The following is an 18,346-nucleotide window of genomic DNA, read 5'->3' as shown; positions in this document are numbered from 1 at the left end:
GCCCGCGCCGGCGCGCGGTCGTCTCGCGGGTGCGGACGGCTCCGCGGCCTCCCGACGGCAGCGGTTACCCTGGGTGCGCCGTCGTCCGACACACGCAGGAGCACAGCAATGGGACGCATCGTCGTCGAGGTCATGCCCAAGCCCGAGATCCTGGACCCCCAGGGCAAGGCGGTCGCGGGGGCGCTGCCGCGGCTGGGCCTGAACCAGTTCACCGGGGTCCGCCAGGGCAAGCGGTTCGAGCTCAACGTCGAGGGTGCCGTCACCCCCGAGCTGCTCGAGTCCGCCAGGAAGGCGGCCGAGACGGCGCTGTCGAACCCGATCATCGAGGACGTCGTGGGCGTCTACGAGGCGGGGGCCACGCACTGATGGCCGCGACCGCGAGCGGCGCCCGCATCGGCGTCGTCACCTTCCCCGGGACCCTGGACGACCGCGACGCCCAGCGCGCCGTGCGCCTGGCCGGCGCCGAGCCGGTCGCCCTCTGGCACGCCGACGCGGACCTGCACGGCGTGGACGCCGTCGTCCTGCCGGGCGGGTTCTCCTACGGCGACTACCTGCGCTGCGGCGCCATCGCCCGCTTCGCCCCGGTCATGACGGAGATCGTCGCCGCCGCCGGGGGCGGCCTCCCGGTGCTGGGCATCTGCAACGGCTTCCAGATCCTGTGCGAGGCGCACCTGCTGCCCGGCGCGCTCATCCGCAACGAGGACCAGCGGTTCATCTGCCGGGACCAGCAGCTGCGCGTGGTCAGCGACCGCACCGCGTGGACCTCCGACCTCCGGGCCGACCAGGTCATCACCATCCCGCTGAAGAACGGCGAGGGCGGCTTCGTGGCCGACGAGGCCACCCTCGACCGCATCGAGGGCGAGGGCCAGGTGGTGTTCCGCTACGAGGGCGTCAACCCCAACGGCTCCGCGCGCGACATCGCCGGCGTGAGCAACGCGCGCGGCAACGTCGTGGGCCTGATGCCGCACCCGGAGCACGCCGTCGAGCAGGGCTTCGGCCCGGACATGGGCGGTGCGCCGCGCAGCGGGACCGACGGCCTGGCGCTCTTCACCTCGGTGCTCGGCTCCCTCATCAGGGCGTGACACGCCGCGTTCCCTGGTGAGGCAATGGGGACCGACAGGTTGTGAAGCAAAAAGGGGGGCGCCGACAGGTCAAGTACTCGCGCAGCGCGAGAACTTGACCTGTCAGCGCCATGGCGCGCGCGTGTGAGTACTTGACCTGTCGGCACCACCAGGGAGCTGTCAGGCGAGCACGGCGTCCAGCGCGACGGCCTCGAGCCCGTGCGCGGCGGCCACCGGCGCGCACACGACGGCGCCGTCGTGCGTGTTCAGCCCCAGCGCCAGCGCCCGGTCGGCCCGCATCGCCCCCCGCCACCCGAGCGCCGCCAGCTCCAGCGCGTACGGGACGGTCACGTTGGTCAGCGCGTAGGTCGACGTGGTCGGCACCGCGCCGGGCATGTTCCCCACGCAGTAGAACACGGAGTCGTGGACCCGGTAGGTCGGGTCGGTGTGCGTGGTGGGCCGGGAGCTCTCGAAGCACCCGCCCTGGTCGATCGAGATGTCGACGACGACGCTGCCCGGCTTCATCCGGCTCACCTGCTCGTTGCTCACCAGCATCGGCGCCTTCGCGCCGGCGAGGAGCACGGCGCCGATGACCAGGTCCGCGTCCGAGATCGCGCGCTCGATCTCGTAGGCGTTCGACGCGACCGTCTGGCAGTGACCCTGGTAGATCGCGTCGGCGTGGCGCAGCTTGGCGATGTCGCGGTCCAGGAGCAGCACGTCGGCCTGCATCCCGATGGCGATGGCCGCGGCGTTCATCCCGGAGACCCCGGCGCCGATGACCACGACCTTGGCGGCGTACACGCCCGAGACGCCGCCGAGCAGGACGCCGCGTCCGCCCTCGGCGCTCATGAGGGTGTGCGCGCCGACCATCGGGGCCAGCCGGCCCGCCACCTCGCTCATCGGCGCGAGCAGGGGCAGCGAGCGGTCCGGCAGCTGGACGGTCTCGTACGCGATGGCGGTGACGCTGCGGGCCAGCAGCTCCTCGGTCAGCGCCCGGTCGGCCGCCAGGTGCAGGTACGTGAACAGCACCTGCCCCGCCCGCATGCGGTGGTACTCGGACGGCACCGGTTCCTTGACCTTGAGCACCAGCTCCCCGGCCGCCCACACGTCGTCGGGGGAGGGGAGGATCGTGGCGCCGGCGGCCGCGAAGTCGGCGTCGGTGAGGGCCGAGCCCGAGCCCGCGCCGGCCTCGACGACGACCTCGTGCCCGTGCCGGACCAGCTCGTGGACCCCGGAGGGCGTGATCGCCACCCGCAGCTCCGTGTCCTTGACCTCACGAGGGACCGCAACCTTCATAACCACACCCTTGTGACCGGTTGTCGGCGGCCGGCTGCGCCGTCGATGGGCTGGCAGTCTACGGGCGGCCCGGTGCCGGCGTGGCCGAAGAGGCCCGGAGTGCGGGCCTCGGCGGTAGAGTCCAGCGAGGCGGGTCGTGCACGGGTGCGGGCCTTGACCGAGGAGGGACCGATGGCAGACTTCGGTGCGGAGCTCAGCGGTGACTGGATCCTCGATCCCGCCCACACCCGGATCGGGTTCTCGGCGCGTCACGCGATGGTGACGAAGGTCCGCGGCTCCTTCAACGACGTCGACGGGCTCGTCCACGTCGACGCCGGCGACCCCTCGCGGTCCACCGTGACGGTGCGGCTGAAGACCGCCAGCGTCGACACCCGCAACGCCCAGCGCGACGCGCACCTGCGCAGCCCCGACTTCTTCGACGCCGAGCGGTACCCGGAGATCGTGTTCCGGAGCACCTCCGTGGACGAGGTCGAGGAGAACACCTACATGGTGGTCGGGGACCTCACGATCCGGGACGTCACGAAGCAGGTCGCGGTCCCGCTCGACCTGGTCGGCGTCCACCGGGACGCCGACGGCGCCCTGCGCGCGGGCTTCGAGGGCACCCGCCGCGTCAACCGGCGCGACTGGGGCCTGGAGTGGCAGCGGGCGCTGGACACCGGTGGGGTCCTCGTCTCCGAGAAGATCACCCTGGAGTTCGAGGTCTCGGCGGTCAAGGTCGAGAACCGAGCCGCGTAGGCGGCCGCCCCGTCTCAGTCGAGGGGCAGCTCGGTGAGCCGGCCCGCGTCGAGCTCCCACCGACGGGTGGCGCGGACGTCGGCCAGCATCCGGCGGTCGTGGGTGACCAGCAGCACCGTGCCGGGGAAGGACTCGATCGCCTGCTCGAGCTGGACGATGGCCGGCAGGTCGAGGTGGTTCGTCGGCTCGTCCAGCACGAGGAGGTTCACGCCCCGCGCCTGCAGCAGCGCCAGGGCGGCGCGCGTGCGTTCGCCGGGGGAGAGGGACGAGGACGGGCGGACCGCCTGCTCCCCGCCCAGCGCGAACTTCGCCAGCAGGGTGCGCACGTCCGCCTCGGGCCAGTCGGGCAGCAGGCGGCCGAACGCCAGCGCCAGCGGCTCGGTCCCGTTGAACAGTGCCCGCGCCTGGTCCACCTCACCGACGGCGACGCCGGAGCCCAGGGAGGCCCTGCCCGCGTCGGGGTCGACGCGCCCGAGGAGCAGGCCGAGGAGGGTGGACTTCCCCGCGCCGTTGGCGCCGGTGATGACGATGCGGTCGCCGTAGTCCACCTGGGCGGTGACCGGGCCGAGGGTGAAGGCGTGGCCGGGAGCGTCACCGCCGCGGCGGACGACGGCGCCGTCGAGGGTGGCCACGACCGTCCCGCTGCGGGGGGCGGCCGCGATGGACATCTGCAGCTCCCACTCCTTGCGCGGCTCCTCGACCACCTCGAGCCGCTCGATCGCCCGCTCGGTCTGGCTCACCTTGGCCGCCTGCTTCTCGGTGCGCGAGACGGCCCGGGCCTTGACGTGCTTGTCGGACTCCTTGGCGGCCTTCTTGCGCGCGTTGCGCACGCCCTTGTCCACCCACGACCGCTGCATCTGCCCGCGAGCGGTGAGGTCCCCGAGGCGACCGGCGTACTGCTCGTAGTCCTCGCGGGCGTGCTGGCGCGCGAGCGCACGCTCGGCGAGGTAGGCGTCGTAGCCCCCGTCGTACACGGTGACCTGCCGCTGGGCGATGTCGAGCTCGATGATGCCCGTGACGCTGCGGGCGAGGAACTCGCGGTCGTGGCTGACGATGACGAGCGGCGCGCGGGAGGCCTGCACGAAGCGCTCGAGCCGGTCCAGGCCCGCGAGGTCGAGGTCGTTCGTGGGCTCGTCGAGCAGCAGGATGTCGTAGCGGGAGAGCAGCAGGGTCGCCAGGGACGTGCGCGCGGCCTCCCCGCCCGACAGCGTGCTCATCTGGGCGCCGAGGTCGACCCCGAGGCCGACGTCGGCCGCGACGGCCGCGGCGCGCTCGTCCAGGTCCGCCCCGCCCAAAGCGAGCCAGCGCTCCAGGGCCTCGGAGTACGTCTCGGCGACGGCGGCGCTCTCGGGGTGCTCGGCGAGGGCCTCCGCGGCGGCGTCCATGGCGGCGGCCGCGCCGGCCACACCGGTGCGGCGGTGGAGCAGCGCGAGGACCGTCTCGCCCGGGCGGCGGTCCGGCTCCTGGGACAGGTAGCCGATCGTGGCCGACGGCGGGGCGAGCGTGGTCCGGCCCTCGAGCTCCGCGCTGGCGGGCAACCCGGCGAGCGCGGTGAGCAGGGTCGACTTGCCGGCGCCGTTCGCACCGACGAGCCCCCACACGTTCCCGGGGGCGATGGTGACGGTCAGGTCGGAGAACAGCTGCCGGGCCCCCTGGGCGGCGCCGAAGCCGGAGACGTGAAGGGTGGCGGGCATGCCTGCAAGGGTACGGGGCCGCCCGGGCGCCACGATCCGGCGAGAAGAATCGCGCCCGGCCCACTGTTGCTGCCGCCCCCGGGCGCGCACAATTTTCTCAGGCGGACGCCGCAGGCGCCTCGCCGTGGAGGGGTTGCGATGACGCAGTCACAAGCCGCCCTGCCCGAGCACCGGCCGGGCACCCCCTACGTGGACGTGCTGAGCTGGGGCGCGCACCAGGGGGACCGCATCCTGCTGACCCAGGACCGCCTCGTGCTCGGCCGGGCCGAGACGTGCGACGTCCGGTTCGACGACCCGCAGGTGAGCCCCACCCACGCCGCGCTCCGGCGCCAGGACGGTGTCGTCGTCGTCCAGGACCTCGGCTCCATGGTGGGCACCTTCGTCAACGGCGTGTCGGTGGCGGACGGGCGGGAGGTGGCCCCGGGGGACGTCATCACCCTCGCGGACGTGCGCCTCCGGTTCGGGACGCTGGACGACGCCGCCGACGGCGCCGACGCCGCCGCGGCGGAGCCCGCGAGCGCGTCGGCCGACCCGCTGGCGCTCTTCGAGACGAACCAGGAGGCCGACGTGGCTGCTCCCGACGTGGGACCCGAGGAGTACGCGGGGCTGGTCGTCGCGCGACGCGCCGACCTCCTGCGCGAGGTCGCGGCGACCAGGGCGAGGTCCCGGCGCCTCATCTGGATCGGCGCCCTGCTGTTCGTGCTGGGGTCCGTGGTGCTCACCGCCGGGGCGCTCGCCTTCGCCGGGCTGACGGGGGGCGTGCTGGACCGGTTCGGGCGTCCCGGGAGCCTCCTCGGCTGGGACGTCGCGGGCTTCCCGACCGGCTACCTGGGCTGGGCCCTCGCCGCACTCGGGCTGCTGCTGATCGGCGCGGGGGTCGCCCTGCACCTCCTCGCGCGGTGGCGCCAGAAGAGGATCGACACGGAGATCCCGCCGCCGCCCCCGTCGTTGCAGGCCCGCGCCGGGACGGCACCGGGCTGACGCTTCGCCGGGGCGGTGCCTCGCCCGGGTGCTACCTCGCCGGGTGCTGCCGCGGCGGGTGTTGCCGCGGCTCCGCGGCGATCGGTCGTGGACCCGCGGCGATCGGTCGCGCGTCGGTCAAAGGTTCCGACGGGCATAGACGCGCATCGCGTCGCGGACGTACCGGGCACCGTCGTCGCCGCCATAGTTGGCCGCGAACCGCGGGTCGGTCGCGTACATGTCGCCGAGCCCGAGGAAGTACTCCTTGGAGACGGGCCCGGTGCTCACCGCCAGCCAGTCGTGGTGCCGTCGGACGATCCCCTGCACCTCGTCGCTCCCGACGTCGGCGCCGCCCGCGAGGGCGCGGGCGTAGTCGGCCGCGATCTCCCTGTGCCGTCGCTGGAAGTCCGCCTTCTCCTCCGGGGACAACGAGCGCCACCACGAGTCACCCCTGGCGTAGGCGTCCTGGCCCCATCGCCGCTCGACCTCGTCCTTGTGCGTCGTGTGGTCGAAGCCGTCGAACATCTCCTGTGCCATCAGCTCTTCTCCTTCGTTCCTCTTGCGGATGGTGACCTCCACCGACGCGATCTGCCGTTCGAGCCGATCCTTCTCCCGCCGGAGCAGGTCGAGGTGGGTGGCGAGCGCGCCGACGACGTCCTGGCGGCCCGCGAGCACCGCACCGATCGCGGGCAGCCCGAGCCCCAGCTCGCGCATCAGCAGGATGCGCTGGAGCCGCACGAGGGCGTCCTCGTCGTAGTAGCGGTAGCCGCCCCGGCCGATCCTGGAGGGCTCGAGGAGCCCGAGGTCGCCGTAGTGACGCAGGGTCCTGCTGGTGGTGCCCGTGACCTTGGTGATCTCTCCGATCGACCACTCCATCCTCGCCGCCTCCTCCCGGTGTCCGTCCAGCATGCCCGTTGACGTAACGTCAAGGTCAAGGCCACGAGAGGCCCGCGGGGCGCGGGAGTGTAGCGCGCAGGTGAGGCCGACCCCGCCGCTGCGTAGCGGCCGACGGGCCAGGCCGCCCGCATCGACACCTGTTGCGGACGGATGGAACAGGTTATCCACAGCGCTAACGGCGCGCCTGTGGGTATGTGCACAAGCCTGTGGGAAAAGGGGGTGGATAACTCCCGGCCGGAGCCGGTCCCACGCGTGGGGAGAGTCACACGACGGCGGTGGTTGCCCCTCGCGCTCGCCGTCCGGTCACGGCGCTCGGGGCCGTGCCCGGACGCCGTCCGCGACGCACCGGACGGCCCGTGACGGCCCAAGGACCGTGCGACGACGGTGCGCGCCGACGTCAGAGCGGCGTGACGGTGCCGCCCAGGTGAGGCTTGCCCGAGCGGGGCGACCACGCCGTGTAACGAACCCCCTTGCCGGTCCGCTCGGCGGCGAAGGCGACCGTCGCGGGCAGCAGGACGGGTCGGACGAAGTGGACGGTCCAGACGAAGGCCTCGCCCCGGTCCCGCGCCGTTGCGGCGAGCGCCAGTGCGGCGGTGTACATCCCGTGGGCGATCGGCCGACGGAAGCCGAAGAGGCGGGCACCCAGCCGCGAGACGTGGATGGGGTTGCGGTCCCCGGAGACGGCGGCGTAGGCGCGCCCGGCGTCGGCCGGCAGGTGCCACAGGGCGGCGGGTGCGGCGGACCGCTCGTCCGGCGCGCGTGCGGCCCGATCGTCCGGCGAGGTTGCGGCCGGCCGTTCGTCCGGCGCGGGCGGGGCGGACCCGCCCACCTCGAGATCCCGCGGACGGCGCCCCTTGGCCAGGTACGTGGAGACCCCGCGCCACAGCTCCTCACCGACGCCGCCGAGGCCGACCCCGGTGCCGGTGCCCGGGGCCGTGCTCACGGTGACCACGAGGTCGACCTCGGTGCCACGGGCGTGCTCCCGCGCGTCCTGCGCCCACGCGCGCACGGTGAACGCCTCACCGAGACGGAGCGCCCGGTGCTGCTCGACCCGGTTGGCCACGTGGACCATGCCGAGGACCTGCAGCGGGAAGTCGGGGCGAACCATGAGCGCCATCGCCAGCGGGAACGCCAGGACGTGCACGTACCCGGCGGGCAGGACGTCGGTGCCCGGCTCGCCGACCAGGTGCTGGTAGTCGGAGAGCTGCTCGGCCGTCGCCGTGACGCCGTCCACGCGGAGCACGACCTTGGGCAGGCCGCTGCGTGCGAGCGGTGCGGAGGAGAGGACCAGGGTGCGGGTCCGCCCGACCGCCCGGGCGTACAGCGCGCCCAGCGACGGCATCCGTGCGAGGACCTCCTCGCGGTAGCCGGGAGGCGCCTGCGCAGGCAGGTCCGAGAGCTTTCCGGTGCCCCGGAGGGCGCGGCGGCCGTCGTGGCCGGCGCCGCCGTCGGGCCCCGCGTGGCCGTCGGGCCCGGCGCCGCCGTCGGGCGCCGCGCCGCCCCGGCCGGACGGACCGCCCCGGCGGCTCACTGCCCCACCAGGAGCTGGCCGCACACGCGCAGCACCTGCCCATTGATGCCCCCGGCCTGCGGGGATGCGAGGAACGCGATCGCCTCGGCCACGTCGACGGGCTGGCCGCCCTGCTGCAAGGAGCTCGACCGGCGGGAGATCTGCCGTGGCAGCGGCGGGATCGTCGCGGTCATGTCGGTCTCGATGAACCCGGGGGCGACCGCGTTGACCGTGCCGCCGGCCTGCGCCAGCGCCGGGGCGAGGGAACGCGTCATCCCGATGATGCCCGCCTTCGCGGTGGCGTAGTTCGTCTGCCCCCGGTTGCCGGCGATGCCCGACGTCGATGCCAGCGAGATGATCCGCGGCGAGGTCCCGGGGCCGCCGAGGGTGCCGGGGACGGCGAAGGTCTCGTTCATGCGCAGCGGCGCGGTGACGTTGACCGCGAGCAGGCCGTCGAAGCGGTCGGGCGTCATGTTGGCCAGCAGCTTGTCCCGGAGGATGCCCGCGTTGTGCACGACGATGTCCAGGTGCCCGTAGCGCGCCCGCGCGACGGCGAGGATCCGTTCGGCCGCGTCGGGGGCCGTGATGTCCAGCTGCAGCGCCGTCCCGTGGACCTCGTTCATCACGGCGGCGAGGCTCTCGCCTGCGGCCGGCACGTCCACGCCCACAACCTGCGCGCCGTCGCGGGCGAGCACCCGGGCGACGGCCGCGCCGATCCCGCGCGCGGCGCCGGTCACGACGGCGACCGAGCCGGCCAGGGGCCGGGCCCAGTCCGCGGGCGGGTGCCCGCCGTCGGTGCCGACGGCGAGGAGCTGGCCGTCCACGAACGCCGAGCGGGCCGAGAGCAGGAACCGCAGGCCCCCGCGCACCGACGGTGCGGCGACGCCCACGCCGTCGCCGAGCACGAGCCCGTTGGCGGTGGCGCCGGCACGCAGCTCCTTGGCCAGAGAGCGCAGGAACCCGTCCACGCCCTGGCGGGCGGCGGCGACGGCGGGGTCGCCGTCCTGGCCGGCCGGCGGGGCGGGCCGGGAGAGGGTGACGACGCGGGCGCCCGGCGCGAGCTGGCGCAGCACGGAACCGAGGGCCAGCGCGGGTTCGGACAGCTCGGCGGGGTGCGCGAGGCGCGTGAGGACGACGACGACCCCGCCCCAGCGCCCGTGCTCACCGAGCCGGGCGTCGCGGCGCACGTCGACGTCCCAGTCGAGGAGCCCCTCCGCCACGGCGTCGGCGTCGCCCATGGACCGCGGGTCAGAGAGCACCAGCACCGGCCCGGGCGCGAGCGGCACGTCCACCGAGGACGGGTCGGTCCGGCGCAGGCGCGCCGGGCGCGGCAGGCCGAGCTTCTTGGCGAGGGCGGCGGGCAGCCCGCCGCTGACCAGGTCGAGGTACTTGTCGCTCACGCCGCCTCCAGGATCATCGTCACGGCCTGCCCGCCGGCGGCGCACACGGAGATCAGTCCGCGGGCGGGCTCGCCCGGACGGACCTGGGACTCGCCGCGCTCGTGCAGCAGCTTGGCGAGCGCGCCGACGATCCGGCCGCCGGTAGCGGCGAACGGGTGCCCGGCGGCGAGGGAGGACCCGGTGACGTTGAGCCGCGAACGGTCCACGGAGCCCAGCGGCCGGTCCAGGCCCAGGCGGGTCCGGGCGAAGTCCTCGTCCTCCAGCGCCGCGAGCGTGGCCAGCACCGTGGCGGCGAAGGCCTCGTGGATCTCGACGAGGTCGAAGTCGCCCAGGCCCATGCCCTGCCGGGTGAGCAGCCGGGGGATGGCGTAGGCGCCGCCCATGAGCAGGCCCTCCGCTCCGCCGGTGAAGTCCACCGCGGCCGTCTGTGCGTCCACGACGTGGGCGAGCACCGGCAGCCCGCGCCCGGCGGCCCAGGCGTCGGAGGCGAGCAGGACGAGGGACGCGCCGTCGGACAGGGGCGTCGAGTTCCCCGCCGTCATCGTGGGGGCGGGACCGTCCGCCGTCGCCGTGCGCTGCCCGAAGACGGGCTTCAGCTTGGCCAGCTTCTCGAGGGAGGTGTCGGCGCGCAGGGACTCGTCGCGGCCGACGCCGCGGTAAGGGGTGATCAGGTCCTCGAAGAACCCACGCTCGTACGCGGCGGCGAGGTTCTGGTGGGAGGCCAGCGCCAGGGCGTCCTGGTCCTGGCGGGAGATGCCCCAGCGCGCCGTCGTCAGGGCCTGGTGCTCGCCCATGCTCAGGCCCGTGCGCGGCTCCGCCACGTCCGGCGCCACCGGCGCGAGGTCGCGGGGCCGGACGGTGGCCAGCGCCCTGAGCCGGTCCGGCAGCGTCCGCGCGCGCGACGCCCTGAGCAGCGCCTTGCGCAGCCGTTCCGAGACCACGATCGGCGCGTCCGAGGCGGAGTCCACGCCGCCCCCGACGCCCACCTCGGCCTGGCCGAGGGCGATCTTGTTGGCCACGCCGATGATCGCCTCGAGCCCGGTGCCGCAGGCCCGCTGGACGTCGTAGGCGGGCGTGTGCGGGTCGAGGGACGAGCCGAGCACGGTCTCGCGCGTGAGGTTGAAGTTCTTGGGGTGCTTGAGCACCGCGCCGGCGGCCACCTCGTCGAGGCGCTCCCCGGCCAGGCCGAAGCGGGCCACGAGGCCCTCGAGGGCCGCGGTGAGCATGTCCTGGTCGGACGCGCTGGCGTAGGAGCCGCCCGCCTTGGCGAACGGGATGCGGTTGGCGCCCACGACCGCGGCGCGCGTGGGGGCGCCGCCGGTCAGGGGCGAGAGGCCAGAAGTGGTCACGTCGTCGTCCTCTTCCTGGGTGCGAGGGCGGTGCCGGCCGGGACGTTGGTCCCGTGTGGCGGTGGCACCATTGCGATACCCAGAGTACCTGATACTGTCGGTAGCGTGATACAGGTCACCGACAGCACGGACGGGGAGCCGTCGGACGGGCGGGCCACCCGCTGGGCGGGCCACCGCACCTCCCGGCGCGCCGAGCTCGTGCGGGCCGCGCGACGCGCGGTGCACCGCCTCGGGCCGGATCTGTCCATGGAGGAGATCGCGACCGAGATCGGGACGTCGAAGTCCATCCTCTACCGCTACTTCACGGACAAGACCGGCCTGCAGACCGCCGTCGGCGATGCCGTGCTGGCGCGGATGCGCGGGGCGCTCGAGGAGGCGGCCGACCGGGCGCAGGGCTCGCGGGAGCGGATCTCCGCCATGGTCACGGTCTACCTCGAGATGGTGGCCTCCTCGCCGCACGTCTACACCTTCGTCACCCGCCCGGAGGCGGCCGCGGCCGCCGGTGCCCTGCGGGGCTTCGTCGCCGAGGTCAACGACATGGTCGCCGAGTCGCTGCTCCCGGCGCTGCGCGGCGCGGGCGGGGACGAGGCGGCGGACGGGCCGGTCGACGACGAGACCCTCGCCGTCGCCAACCTCTGGGCGTCCGGCGTCGTCGGCCTGGTGCGCGGCGCGGCCGAGCGATGGATCGGCGAGCAGGTCGACGGCCCGGACGCGAACACCCCCGGCGTCGACGCGGCGCTGACCCGCATGACCCGCGAGGAGCTCGCGGCGCACCTGGCGGACTGGCTCTGGGACGGGGCCGTCGGCGTCACCCGCCGCGCCCGCCGCCGCACCACCTGACAGCAACCACGTGACCCGAAGCAACGACGCGAGCGGAGCACCCATGACCAGCACCACCCGAACCACCGGGCCCCTCGACGCGGCGCCCGCCGCAAGCACGACGGCGCCCGGCACGACGGCGCCCGCGCCTGCCGCTGCGAACCTGAGTGCGCCGTCGGCCGCCACCCCGCCCAGCCCGGGCGCCGTCCGGCCCGAGCCCGGCGAGCGGATCGACGTCACCGCCCTGGGCAGGCTGCTCGACGGCCGGTGGTGGCAGCTGCGCCGCCGGGCCCGCGACCTCGCCCTGGACCCCGACCTGCAGAAGATCGAGGGGCTGCCGATGGCGGAGCACCGCGAGCGTGTGCTGCGCCAGCTCCGCACGCTGGTCGCCCAGGGCGAGGTGCTGCGCGCCTTCCCGGTCGCCCTCGGCGGCAAGGACGACCCGGGCGGCAACATCGCCGGCTTCGAGGAGCTCGTCGTCGCCGACCCCTCGCTGCAGATCAAGGGCGGGGTGCAGTGGGGCCTGTTCGGCTCCGCCGTCCTGCACCTGGGCAACGCGGAGCACCACGCCCGCCTGCTGCCGGGGATCATGGACCTCACCGTCCCCGGCTGCTTCGCCATGACGGAGATCGGGCACGGCTCCGACGTCGCCTCCATCGCCACGACGGCGACCTACGACGCCGGCACCGAGGAGTTCGTCCTCCACACGCCCATCGCCGCGGCCCGCAAGGAGTACATCGGCAACGCAGCGCTCCACGGCCGCGCCGCCGTCGTCTTCGCGCAGCTCATCACCCGCGGCGTCAACCACGGGGTCCACGCCCTCTACGTGACGTTGCGGGGCGACGGCGCCGACGGGGCCCCGGTGCTCCTGCCCGGCGTGCACGCCGAGGACGACGGCGTCAAGGGCGGCCTGAACGGCATCGACAACGGCCGGCTGTGGTTCGACCACGTCCGCGTCCCGCGGGCGAACCTGCTGAACCGGTACGGCGAGGTCACCGCGGACGGCACCTACTCCTCGCCCATCGAGAACCCCGGGCGGCGGTTCTTCACCATGCTGGGCACGCTCGTGCAGGGGCGGGTGTCCCTCTCGGGCGCTGCGGTGACCGCCTCGAAGATGGCCCTGGACATCGCCGTGAGGTACGGCCTCGAGCGGCGCCAGTTCACCGGCGCCGACGAGACGGGCGAGGTGGTGCTCCTGGACTACCAGCAGCACCAGCGCCGCCTGCTGCCGCTGCTCGCCCGCACCTACGCGGCGGCGTTCGCGCAGGCGGAGCTGCTCGAGCGCTTCCACGACGTCTTCTCCGGTGCGCACGACACCGACGCCGACCGCCAGGACCTCGAGACGCAGGCGGCCGCCGCCAAGCCGCTGACCACCTGGCTCGCGCTCGACGCGCTGCAGGAGGCGCGCGAAGCCTGCGGGGGAGCGGGGTTCATCGCGGAGAACCGCCTGGCGGGGCTGCGCCAGGACATGGACGTCTACGTCACCTTCGAGGGTGACAACAACGTGCTCCTCCAGCTCGTCGGCAAGCGCCTGCTCACCGACTACGGCAAGTCCATGGCCAAGATCGACATCGCCGGCGCCGCCCGCTACGTGGCCGCGCGGGCCGCGGACATGACGCTGCACCGCACGCCGCTGCGCCGGGCGGCGCAGTCCATCCACGACACGGGGTCGCGCGCCCGCGCGGCCGGCCACCTGCGCGCCGCCGACACCCAGCGCGAGCTCCTCGAGGACCGGGTCGAGGCGATGGTCGCCGAGATCGCCGGTGCCCTGCGGTCGCGCCACGCCTCGCCGGTCGAGGCGGCCGCCGTCTTCAACGCGCACCAGCACGAGCTCATCGAGGCCGCCCGCGCGCACGCCGAGCTGCTGCAGTGGGAGGCCTTCACGGCCGCGCTGGCCCGGGTCCGGGACCCGCGCACGAGGGAGGTGCTCACCACCCTGCGCGACCTCTTCGGCCTCACCCTGGTCGAGAAGAACCTCGCCTGGTACCTCATGAACGGCCGGATCTCCGCCCAGCGCGCCAAGACGGTCACCAGCTACGTCGACCGGCTGCTCGTGCGCCTGCGGCCGCACGCGGGGGACCTGGTCGCGGCGTTCGGGTACACGCCCGCGCACCTGCGGGCCACGATCGCCACCGGGGCGGAGGGGCAGCGCCAGCACGAGGCCCGGGAGTACTTCCGGCGGCTGCGCGCCGCGGGCCTGGAGCCGGTGAACGAGAAGGAGCTCCACGCCAGCCAGCAGCGCTCCGGGCTGGCGACGCCCGCCGAGTAGCCGGTCGGCCCGGCTGGCGACCCCTGCCGCGTAGCGGGTGGCCGGGCCGTCCCGAGGGGGCCAGATGAGGCGAACGCCGTCCGTTTGCCGCCCGTACACAGAGGTCTATCGTCTGTGACCAAGGCTCTGCCTGGTCGATGGAGACTCATCATGGACGATGACGCACCTGTCCTCTCCCAGCTCTTCACTGCCACCCCGACGCGGCGGGCGTTCCTGGCCGCCGGCGGTGCGCTGGGACTCGGCGCCCTCCTTGCCGCGTGCGGCGGGGGCAATGGCGGTGGTGGGGGTGGTGGTGGTAGTGGCAAAGGCAGTATCCGGGCCCTGTTTATGAAACAGGCGGGGTACTCCGAGGAGAACATCCGCGAGATGACCACCGCGTTCCAGAAGGCCAACCCGGACATCACCGTCACGCCTGACTTCGTCTCCTACGAGGCGCTGCACGACAAGATCGTGGCCGCCGCGCCCGCCGGCACCTACGACGTCGTCCTCATCGACGTCATCTGGCCCGCGGAGTTCGGGAGCAAGCGGATCGTGGCCGACGTGACGGACAAGTGGCCCGCCGAGTGGAAGAGCCAGATGCTCCCCGGCGCGGTGGCCACGCCGCAGTTCGACGGCGCGTTCTACGGCGTGCCGTGGATCCTGGACACCAAGTACCTCTTCTACAACACCGCGCACCTGCAGAAGGCCGGCGTCGACGCCGGCCAGCTCGACACCTGGGACGGCGTCATGGCCGCTGCGCGCTCGCTGCGGGACGGCGGCGTCGTGCAGTACCCGCTGATCTGGTCCTGGCAGCAGGCGGAGGCGCTGATCTGCGACTACGCCCAGCTGCTGGGCGCCTTCGGCGGGAAGTTCCTCGACGACGCGGGCAAGCCCGCGTTCAACCAGGCGGGGGGCGTGCAGGCGCTGGAGTTCATGCGGCAGAGCGTCGTGGACGGTCTGAGCAACCCCACGTCGACGCAGTCCCTCGAGGAGGACGTCCGGCGGGTGTTCTCCGCCGGTCAGGCCAGCATCGCGCTGAACTGGACGTACATGTACGGCATGGCGAACGACCCCTCCCAGAGCCAGATCCCGGGCGACGTGCAGGTGCTGCAGACGCCCGCCGGCCCGGCCGGCCGCCCTGGCGTCAACGGCAGCATGGCGCTCGCCCTGGCGGCAGGGAGCAAGAACCAGGACGCCGCCTGGAAGTACATCACCTACCTGACCAGCCAGCCGGTGCAGAACAAGTACGCCCTGAGCTCCCTGCCCGTGTGGACGAGCTCCTACGACGACCCCGCCGTCATCAAGACCAACCCCGCGGTCATCCCGCAGGCCAAGAAGCAGCTCGCGGACCTGATCCTGCGGCCCCAGGTCGAGGCCTACAACGCCATCTCGCAGTCCCTGCAGTCCGAGATCCAGAAGGCCCTGCTGGGCCAGAAGCCGTCGCAGCAGGCGCTCGACGACGCCGCCTCGCAGGCGGCCTCAGTGCTGGGATAGCGGGCCGTGACCACCGTCGGTCGCCCGGCGCGCCTCGCACGTCCGGGCCGCGCGCGTCCGGGCGGCGCGGCAGGCCCCCCTGGGGCGGGCACGGGGCCGGGTGACGTCAGCCCCGGCGGCGCCGGGGGGCGCCGCCGTCGCGGCGGCGTGGGCGGCGCCCGGGGCGAGGCCCGCCTCGCCCTCGCGCTCCTCCTCCCCGCCGCGATCGTCGTCTTCGGCGTCGTGCTCTACCCCGTGGTGCGCACGGTCGTGGTGTCCTTCTTCGACATCAACAGCCCCATGCCGGGGTCCTACCCCTTCGCCGGACTGGCCAACTACACCCGGGTGTTCCAGGACAGCGCGTTCTACACCGTGCTCGGCCACACCCTGTACTTCACGCTCGTCTCCACGCTGGCCGAGCTGACCCTGGGGATCGCGGTGGCCCTGCTCCTCAACGCGCCCCTGCGGGCCCGGTGGCTCTGGCGGAGCATCATCGTCCTGCCGTGGGCGCTGCCGACCATCGTCAACGGCGCGCTGTGGCGGTGGATCTACAACGGCCAGTACGGCGCGCTCAACGGGCTGCTGAGCACCCTCGGCATCTCAGACACCCCGCACCAGTGGCTGGGTTCGCCGTTCCTCGCCCTGAACATGGTCATCGTCGCGGACGTCTGGAAGAACACCTCGATCGTCGTCTTCTTCATCCTGGCGGGCCTGCAGACCATCTCCGGTGACGTGTACGAGGCGGCACGGATGGACGGCGCCGGGGCGTGGCGAACCTTCTGGCGGATCACGATGCCGCTCCTGGCGCCGAGCATCGCCGTCGTGCTGATCCTGCGCACGATCGAGGCGTTCAAGGTGTTCGACATCATCTACGTGATGACGGGTGGTGGGCCGGCCAGCGGCACCCAGACCATCGCGTTCTACACCTACCTCCAGGCCTTCTCCAACCAGCTCTTCGGCTACGGGGCGGCGCTGGCCGTGCTCATCGTCCTGGCCGTGTTCGCGCTGGCGATGGGATATCTGCGGATCCTGAGGCAGGGTCAGATGGCGGGTGTGGAATGAGGACCAGCACGAGGTACGTCATCGGCATCCACGTCGCGGCGGTGGTGATGGCGGTGATCGTGCTGGCGCCGATCGCCTGGTTGTTCATCTCGAGCATCTCGCCGTCCACCGAGCTGCTCGCGGCGCACCCGCACTGGTGGCCGAGCGACCCCACCCTGAGCCGCTACCACCAGATCTTCACCTCGGCGCCCGGCGGTGACAATGTCGCCGCCACCTTCCGCCTGGCCATGCTCAACAGCCTGATCGTCGCGGCGCTGACGACGGTGATCTCCCTCGCCGTGGGAGCGCTCGGCGGCTACGCGTTCGCCCGGCTGCGGTTCCGGTTCCGGCGGACCTCCCTCTTCGGCTTCCTGGCCATCTACATGCTCCCGCCGATCGCCCTGGTCATCCCCCTGTACCTCGCCCTGGCGAACCTGGGTCTCCTCGACACCAGGACCGGGCTCGTGCTGACCTACTGCTCCATCGTCACCCCGTTCGCGCTGTGGACGATGAGCAACTTCTACCTGAGCATGCCGCCGGACCTCGAGGACGCGGCGCGGGTCGACGGGTGCACGCGCCTTGGCGCCCTCGTCCGGATCATCCTGCCGCTCGCGAGCCCGGGACTGCTGGCGACGGCGATGTTCGGCTTCCTGCTCGCGTGGGACGAGTTCCTCTACGCGCTGATCTTCACCTCCACCACCCAGGCGAAGACCATCCCGGTCTCCATCGCCGAGTTCACCGGAAAGTACTCCTCCGACTTCGGGCTGATCGCCGCCGGGGGCGTCCTCGCCACCGTGCCACCGGTGCTCCTCGCCCTGGTCTTCCAACGCTACATCGTGGGAGGGCTCACCTCCGGCGCGGTGAAGGGGTGACGCCGGTGCGGTTCCACGAGGGCATCGACGCCCAGCCGGCGGCGCTGGAATCCAGCGCGGCGGCGCTGGCGACGACGCTGCCCCGGCTGAGGCCGCCGCCGCGCGACGCCGTGGTCGCCCTCGTCGGCATCGGCGCGAGCGAGTACGTGGCCCGCGGTGCCGCGCCCGTGTGGCGCAGCTGGGGGTTGCGGGCGTTTCCCGTCTCGGCCGCGGAGCTCGCCGACGGCGGCCACGGGGGCGCCGACGTGTACGTCGGCATGAGCGAGTCCGGGCGCAGCGCCGAGACGGTCGCCGCGCTCGAGAGCGTGGCCGCCCGGAAGGTGTGCGTCACCAACGACGGCGACTCGCCCCTGGCCGCCGTCGCGGACGAGGTCGTGCTGCTGCAGAGCGGACCGGACAGCCCTGTGTACACCACGGGGTACACCGCGACGCTCCAGGCCGTGGGCATGCTGGGTGAGCAGTGGGCGGGGCGGGGCAGCGACTGGTCCGCAGTGCCGAGGCTCGTGGCGGACGTGCTGCGGTCCGCGGAGCCGGTGGTGAAGGACGTCGTGGACGCGTCCGACCATGCGCGTCTGGTCGACGTCGTGGGCTCGGGTGCCTCCAACGCCACCGCGGGGGAGGGGGCTCTCCTGCTGCGGGAGGCGGCGCGCCTCCACACGGCGGCGCACGAGACGCGCAACTACCTCCACGGGCCCATGGAGACGCTGGATCCCCAGGCCGCCTGCATCATCGTCGGGGACGGCCGAGAGGTGGAGCTCGCCCACGACGTCGCGGCCCTCGGCTGCCACACCCTGCTGATCACCACCCGCCCGGATGTTGCGGGGACGGGCGCGCTCGCCGTCGTCCGCCTGCCGCGGCCCCCATCGGCGCTGGCGGGGGCGGTGCTGCAGATCCTTCCGGTCCAGCTCCTCGGACGGGACCTCGCCGACCGGAGAGGCCTGGCCGTTCGCGGGTTCCGGTACCGGCAGGGCGACACGAAGCTGGACTAGTC

Annotated in this window: 16 protein-coding genes; 10 read left to right on the top strand and 6 right to left on the bottom strand. The window is 73.5% G+C overall.

The features are described from left to right. Window positions 1–108: 108 nt before the first annotated feature. Complete coding sequence (locus tag EJK16_RS02465; protein WP_127125999.1) at window positions 109–366, top strand: phosphoribosylformylglycinamidine synthase subunit PurS; 258 nt, start codon at window positions 109–111, stop codon at window positions 364–366. Next, window positions 366–1,082 carry a phosphoribosylformylglycinamidine synthase subunit PurQ gene (gene purQ, locus EJK16_RS02460; protein ID WP_127125997.1) on the top strand — a complete coding sequence of 239 codons (717 nt, stop codon included), beginning with the start codon at window positions 366–368 and terminating at the stop codon, window positions 1,080–1,082. The genes EJK16_RS02465 and purQ overlap by 1 nt, the downstream gene beginning before the upstream one ends. Window positions 1,083–1,241: 159 nt before the next feature. Here the strand turns inward: purQ and ald are convergent, their stop codons facing one another. Continuing rightward, window positions 1,242–2,357 (bottom strand): alanine dehydrogenase, encoded by a 1,116-nt coding sequence (ald, locus tag EJK16_RS02455; protein WP_127125996.1) that lies wholly within the window; start codon window positions 2,355–2,357, stop codon window positions 1,242–1,244. Between the two features lie 171 nt (window positions 2,358–2,528). Between ald and EJK16_RS02450 the strand changes: the two genes are divergently transcribed. Then, the gene (locus tag EJK16_RS02450) at window positions 2,529–3,092 is read left to right on the top strand and encodes a YceI family protein (RefSeq protein WP_127125994.1); all 564 of its coding nucleotides are present in this window, start codon (window positions 2,529–2,531) and stop codon (window positions 3,090–3,092) included. 14 nt (window positions 3,093–3,106) lie between these two features. On the opposite strand, the gene EJK16_RS02445 is transcribed toward EJK16_RS02450, so the two are convergent. Beyond that, window positions 3,107–4,786 carry an ABC-F family ATP-binding cassette domain-containing protein gene (locus EJK16_RS02445; RefSeq protein ID WP_127125992.1) on the bottom strand — a complete coding sequence of 560 codons (1,680 nt, stop codon included), beginning with the start codon at window positions 4,784–4,786 and terminating at the stop codon, window positions 3,107–3,109. A gap of 138 nt (window positions 4,787–4,924) precedes the next feature. On the opposite strand from EJK16_RS02445, the gene EJK16_RS02440 reads away from it, so the two are divergent. Continuing rightward, window positions 4,925–5,767 (top strand): FHA domain-containing protein, encoded by an 843-nt coding sequence (locus tag EJK16_RS02440; protein WP_127125990.1) that lies wholly within the window; start codon window positions 4,925–4,927, stop codon window positions 5,765–5,767. 117 nt (window positions 5,768–5,884) lie between these two features. On the opposite strand, the gene EJK16_RS02435 is transcribed toward EJK16_RS02440, so the two are convergent. From EJK16_RS02435 to EJK16_RS02420, 4 genes are all read right to left on the bottom strand, one after another. Next, window positions 5,885–6,622 carry a MerR family transcriptional regulator gene (locus EJK16_RS02435; RefSeq protein ID WP_127125988.1) on the bottom strand — a complete coding sequence of 246 codons (738 nt, stop codon included), beginning with the start codon at window positions 6,620–6,622 and terminating at the stop codon, window positions 5,885–5,887. Window positions 6,623–7,040: 418 nt separating this feature from the next. Next, the gene (locus tag EJK16_RS02430; RefSeq protein WP_240645730.1) at window positions 7,041–8,174 is read right to left on the bottom strand and encodes a MaoC/PaaZ C-terminal domain-containing protein; all 1,134 of its coding nucleotides are present in this window, start codon (window positions 8,172–8,174) and stop codon (window positions 7,041–7,043) included. Further along, on the bottom strand, window positions 8,171–9,553 hold the full coding sequence (locus tag EJK16_RS02425) for a 3-oxoacyl-ACP reductase (protein ID WP_127125986.1): 1,383 nt from the start codon (window positions 9,551–9,553) through the stop codon (window positions 8,171–8,173). The genes EJK16_RS02430 and EJK16_RS02425 overlap by 4 nt, the downstream gene beginning before the upstream one ends. Then, window positions 9,550–10,902 carry an acetyl-CoA C-acetyltransferase gene (locus tag EJK16_RS02420; RefSeq protein WP_127125984.1) on the bottom strand — a complete coding sequence of 451 codons (1,353 nt, stop codon included), beginning with the start codon at window positions 10,900–10,902 and terminating at the stop codon, window positions 9,550–9,552. The genes EJK16_RS02425 and EJK16_RS02420 overlap by 4 nt, the downstream gene beginning before the upstream one ends. A 105-nt stretch (window positions 10,903–11,007) precedes the next feature. Here EJK16_RS02420 and EJK16_RS02415 point away from each other — a divergent pair, with 105 nt between their 5' ends. From EJK16_RS02415 to EJK16_RS02390, 6 genes are all read left to right on the top strand, one after another. Further along, window positions 11,008–11,742, top strand: coding sequence for a TetR/AcrR family transcriptional regulator (locus EJK16_RS02415; protein WP_127125982.1), 735 nt, complete (start codon window positions 11,008–11,010; stop codon window positions 11,740–11,742). Between the two features lie 43 nt (window positions 11,743–11,785). Next, entirely contained in the window at window positions 11,786–13,990 is a 2,205-nt protein-coding gene (locus tag EJK16_RS02410) for an acyl-CoA dehydrogenase (protein ID WP_205739561.1), read from the top strand. A gap of 327 nt (window positions 13,991–14,317) precedes the next feature. Further along, a complete protein-coding gene (locus EJK16_RS02405) occupies window positions 14,318–15,463 on the top strand; it encodes an extracellular solute-binding protein (protein WP_205739560.1) in 1,146 nt (381 codons plus the stop codon). Between the two features lie 6 nt (window positions 15,464–15,469). Next, window positions 15,470–16,504 (top strand): carbohydrate ABC transporter permease, encoded by a 1,035-nt coding sequence (locus EJK16_RS02400; RefSeq protein ID WP_240645729.1) that lies wholly within the window; start codon window positions 15,470–15,472, stop codon window positions 16,502–16,504. Continuing rightward, a complete protein-coding gene (locus EJK16_RS02395) occupies window positions 16,501–17,355 on the top strand; it encodes a carbohydrate ABC transporter permease (RefSeq protein ID WP_127125976.1) in 855 nt (284 codons plus the stop codon). The genes EJK16_RS02400 and EJK16_RS02395 overlap by 4 nt, the downstream gene beginning before the upstream one ends. Before the next feature lie 5 nt (window positions 17,356–17,360). Continuing rightward, a complete protein-coding gene (locus EJK16_RS02390; RefSeq protein WP_164737177.1) occupies window positions 17,361–18,344 on the top strand; it encodes an SIS domain-containing protein in 984 nt (327 codons plus the stop codon). Window positions 18,345–18,346 lie beyond the last annotated feature (2 nt).

Origin of the sequence: Georgenia sp. SYP-B2076 (genome assembly GCF_003991205.1) — a bacterium.
GTDB lineage: Bacteria > Actinomycetota > Actinomycetes > Actinomycetales > Actinomycetaceae > Georgenia.
The sequence above is the reverse complement of the archived record's forward strand: the minus strand, read 5'-3'. Positions and strand labels throughout refer to the sequence as shown.

Excerpts from the sequence above, each read along its gene's own strand:
- EJK16_RS02465 (WP_127125999.1), top strand. The coding sequence starts at position 109 with ATGGGACGCATCGTCGTCGAGGTCATGCCCAAGCCCGAGATCCTGGAC.
- purQ (WP_127125997.1), top strand. The coding sequence starts at position 366 with ATGGCCGCGACCGCGAGCGGCGCCCGCATCGGCGTCGTCACCTTCCCC.
- ald (WP_127125996.1), bottom strand. The coding sequence starts at position 2,357 with ATGAAGGTTGCGGTCCCTCGTGAGGTCAAGGACACGGAGCTGCGGGTG.
- EJK16_RS02450 (WP_127125994.1), top strand. The coding sequence starts at position 2,529 with ATGGCAGACTTCGGTGCGGAGCTCAGCGGTGACTGGATCCTCGATCCC.
- EJK16_RS02445 (WP_127125992.1), bottom strand. The coding sequence starts at position 4,786 with ATGCCCGCCACCCTTCACGTCTCCGGCTTCGGCGCCGCCCAGGGGGCC.
- EJK16_RS02440 (WP_127125990.1), top strand. The coding sequence starts at position 4,925 with ATGACGCAGTCACAAGCCGCCCTGCCCGAGCACCGGCCGGGCACCCCC.
- EJK16_RS02435 (WP_127125988.1), bottom strand. The coding sequence starts at position 6,622 with ATGGAGTGGTCGATCGGAGAGATCACCAAGGTCACGGGCACCACCAGC.
- EJK16_RS02410 (WP_205739561.1), top strand. The coding sequence starts at position 11,786 with ATGACCAGCACCACCCGAACCACCGGGCCCCTCGACGCGGCGCCCGCC.
- EJK16_RS02405 (WP_205739560.1), top strand. The coding sequence starts at position 14,318 with ATGAAACAGGCGGGGTACTCCGAGGAGAACATCCGCGAGATGACCACC.
- EJK16_RS02395 (WP_127125976.1), top strand. The coding sequence starts at position 16,501 with ATGAGGACCAGCACGAGGTACGTCATCGGCATCCACGTCGCGGCGGTG.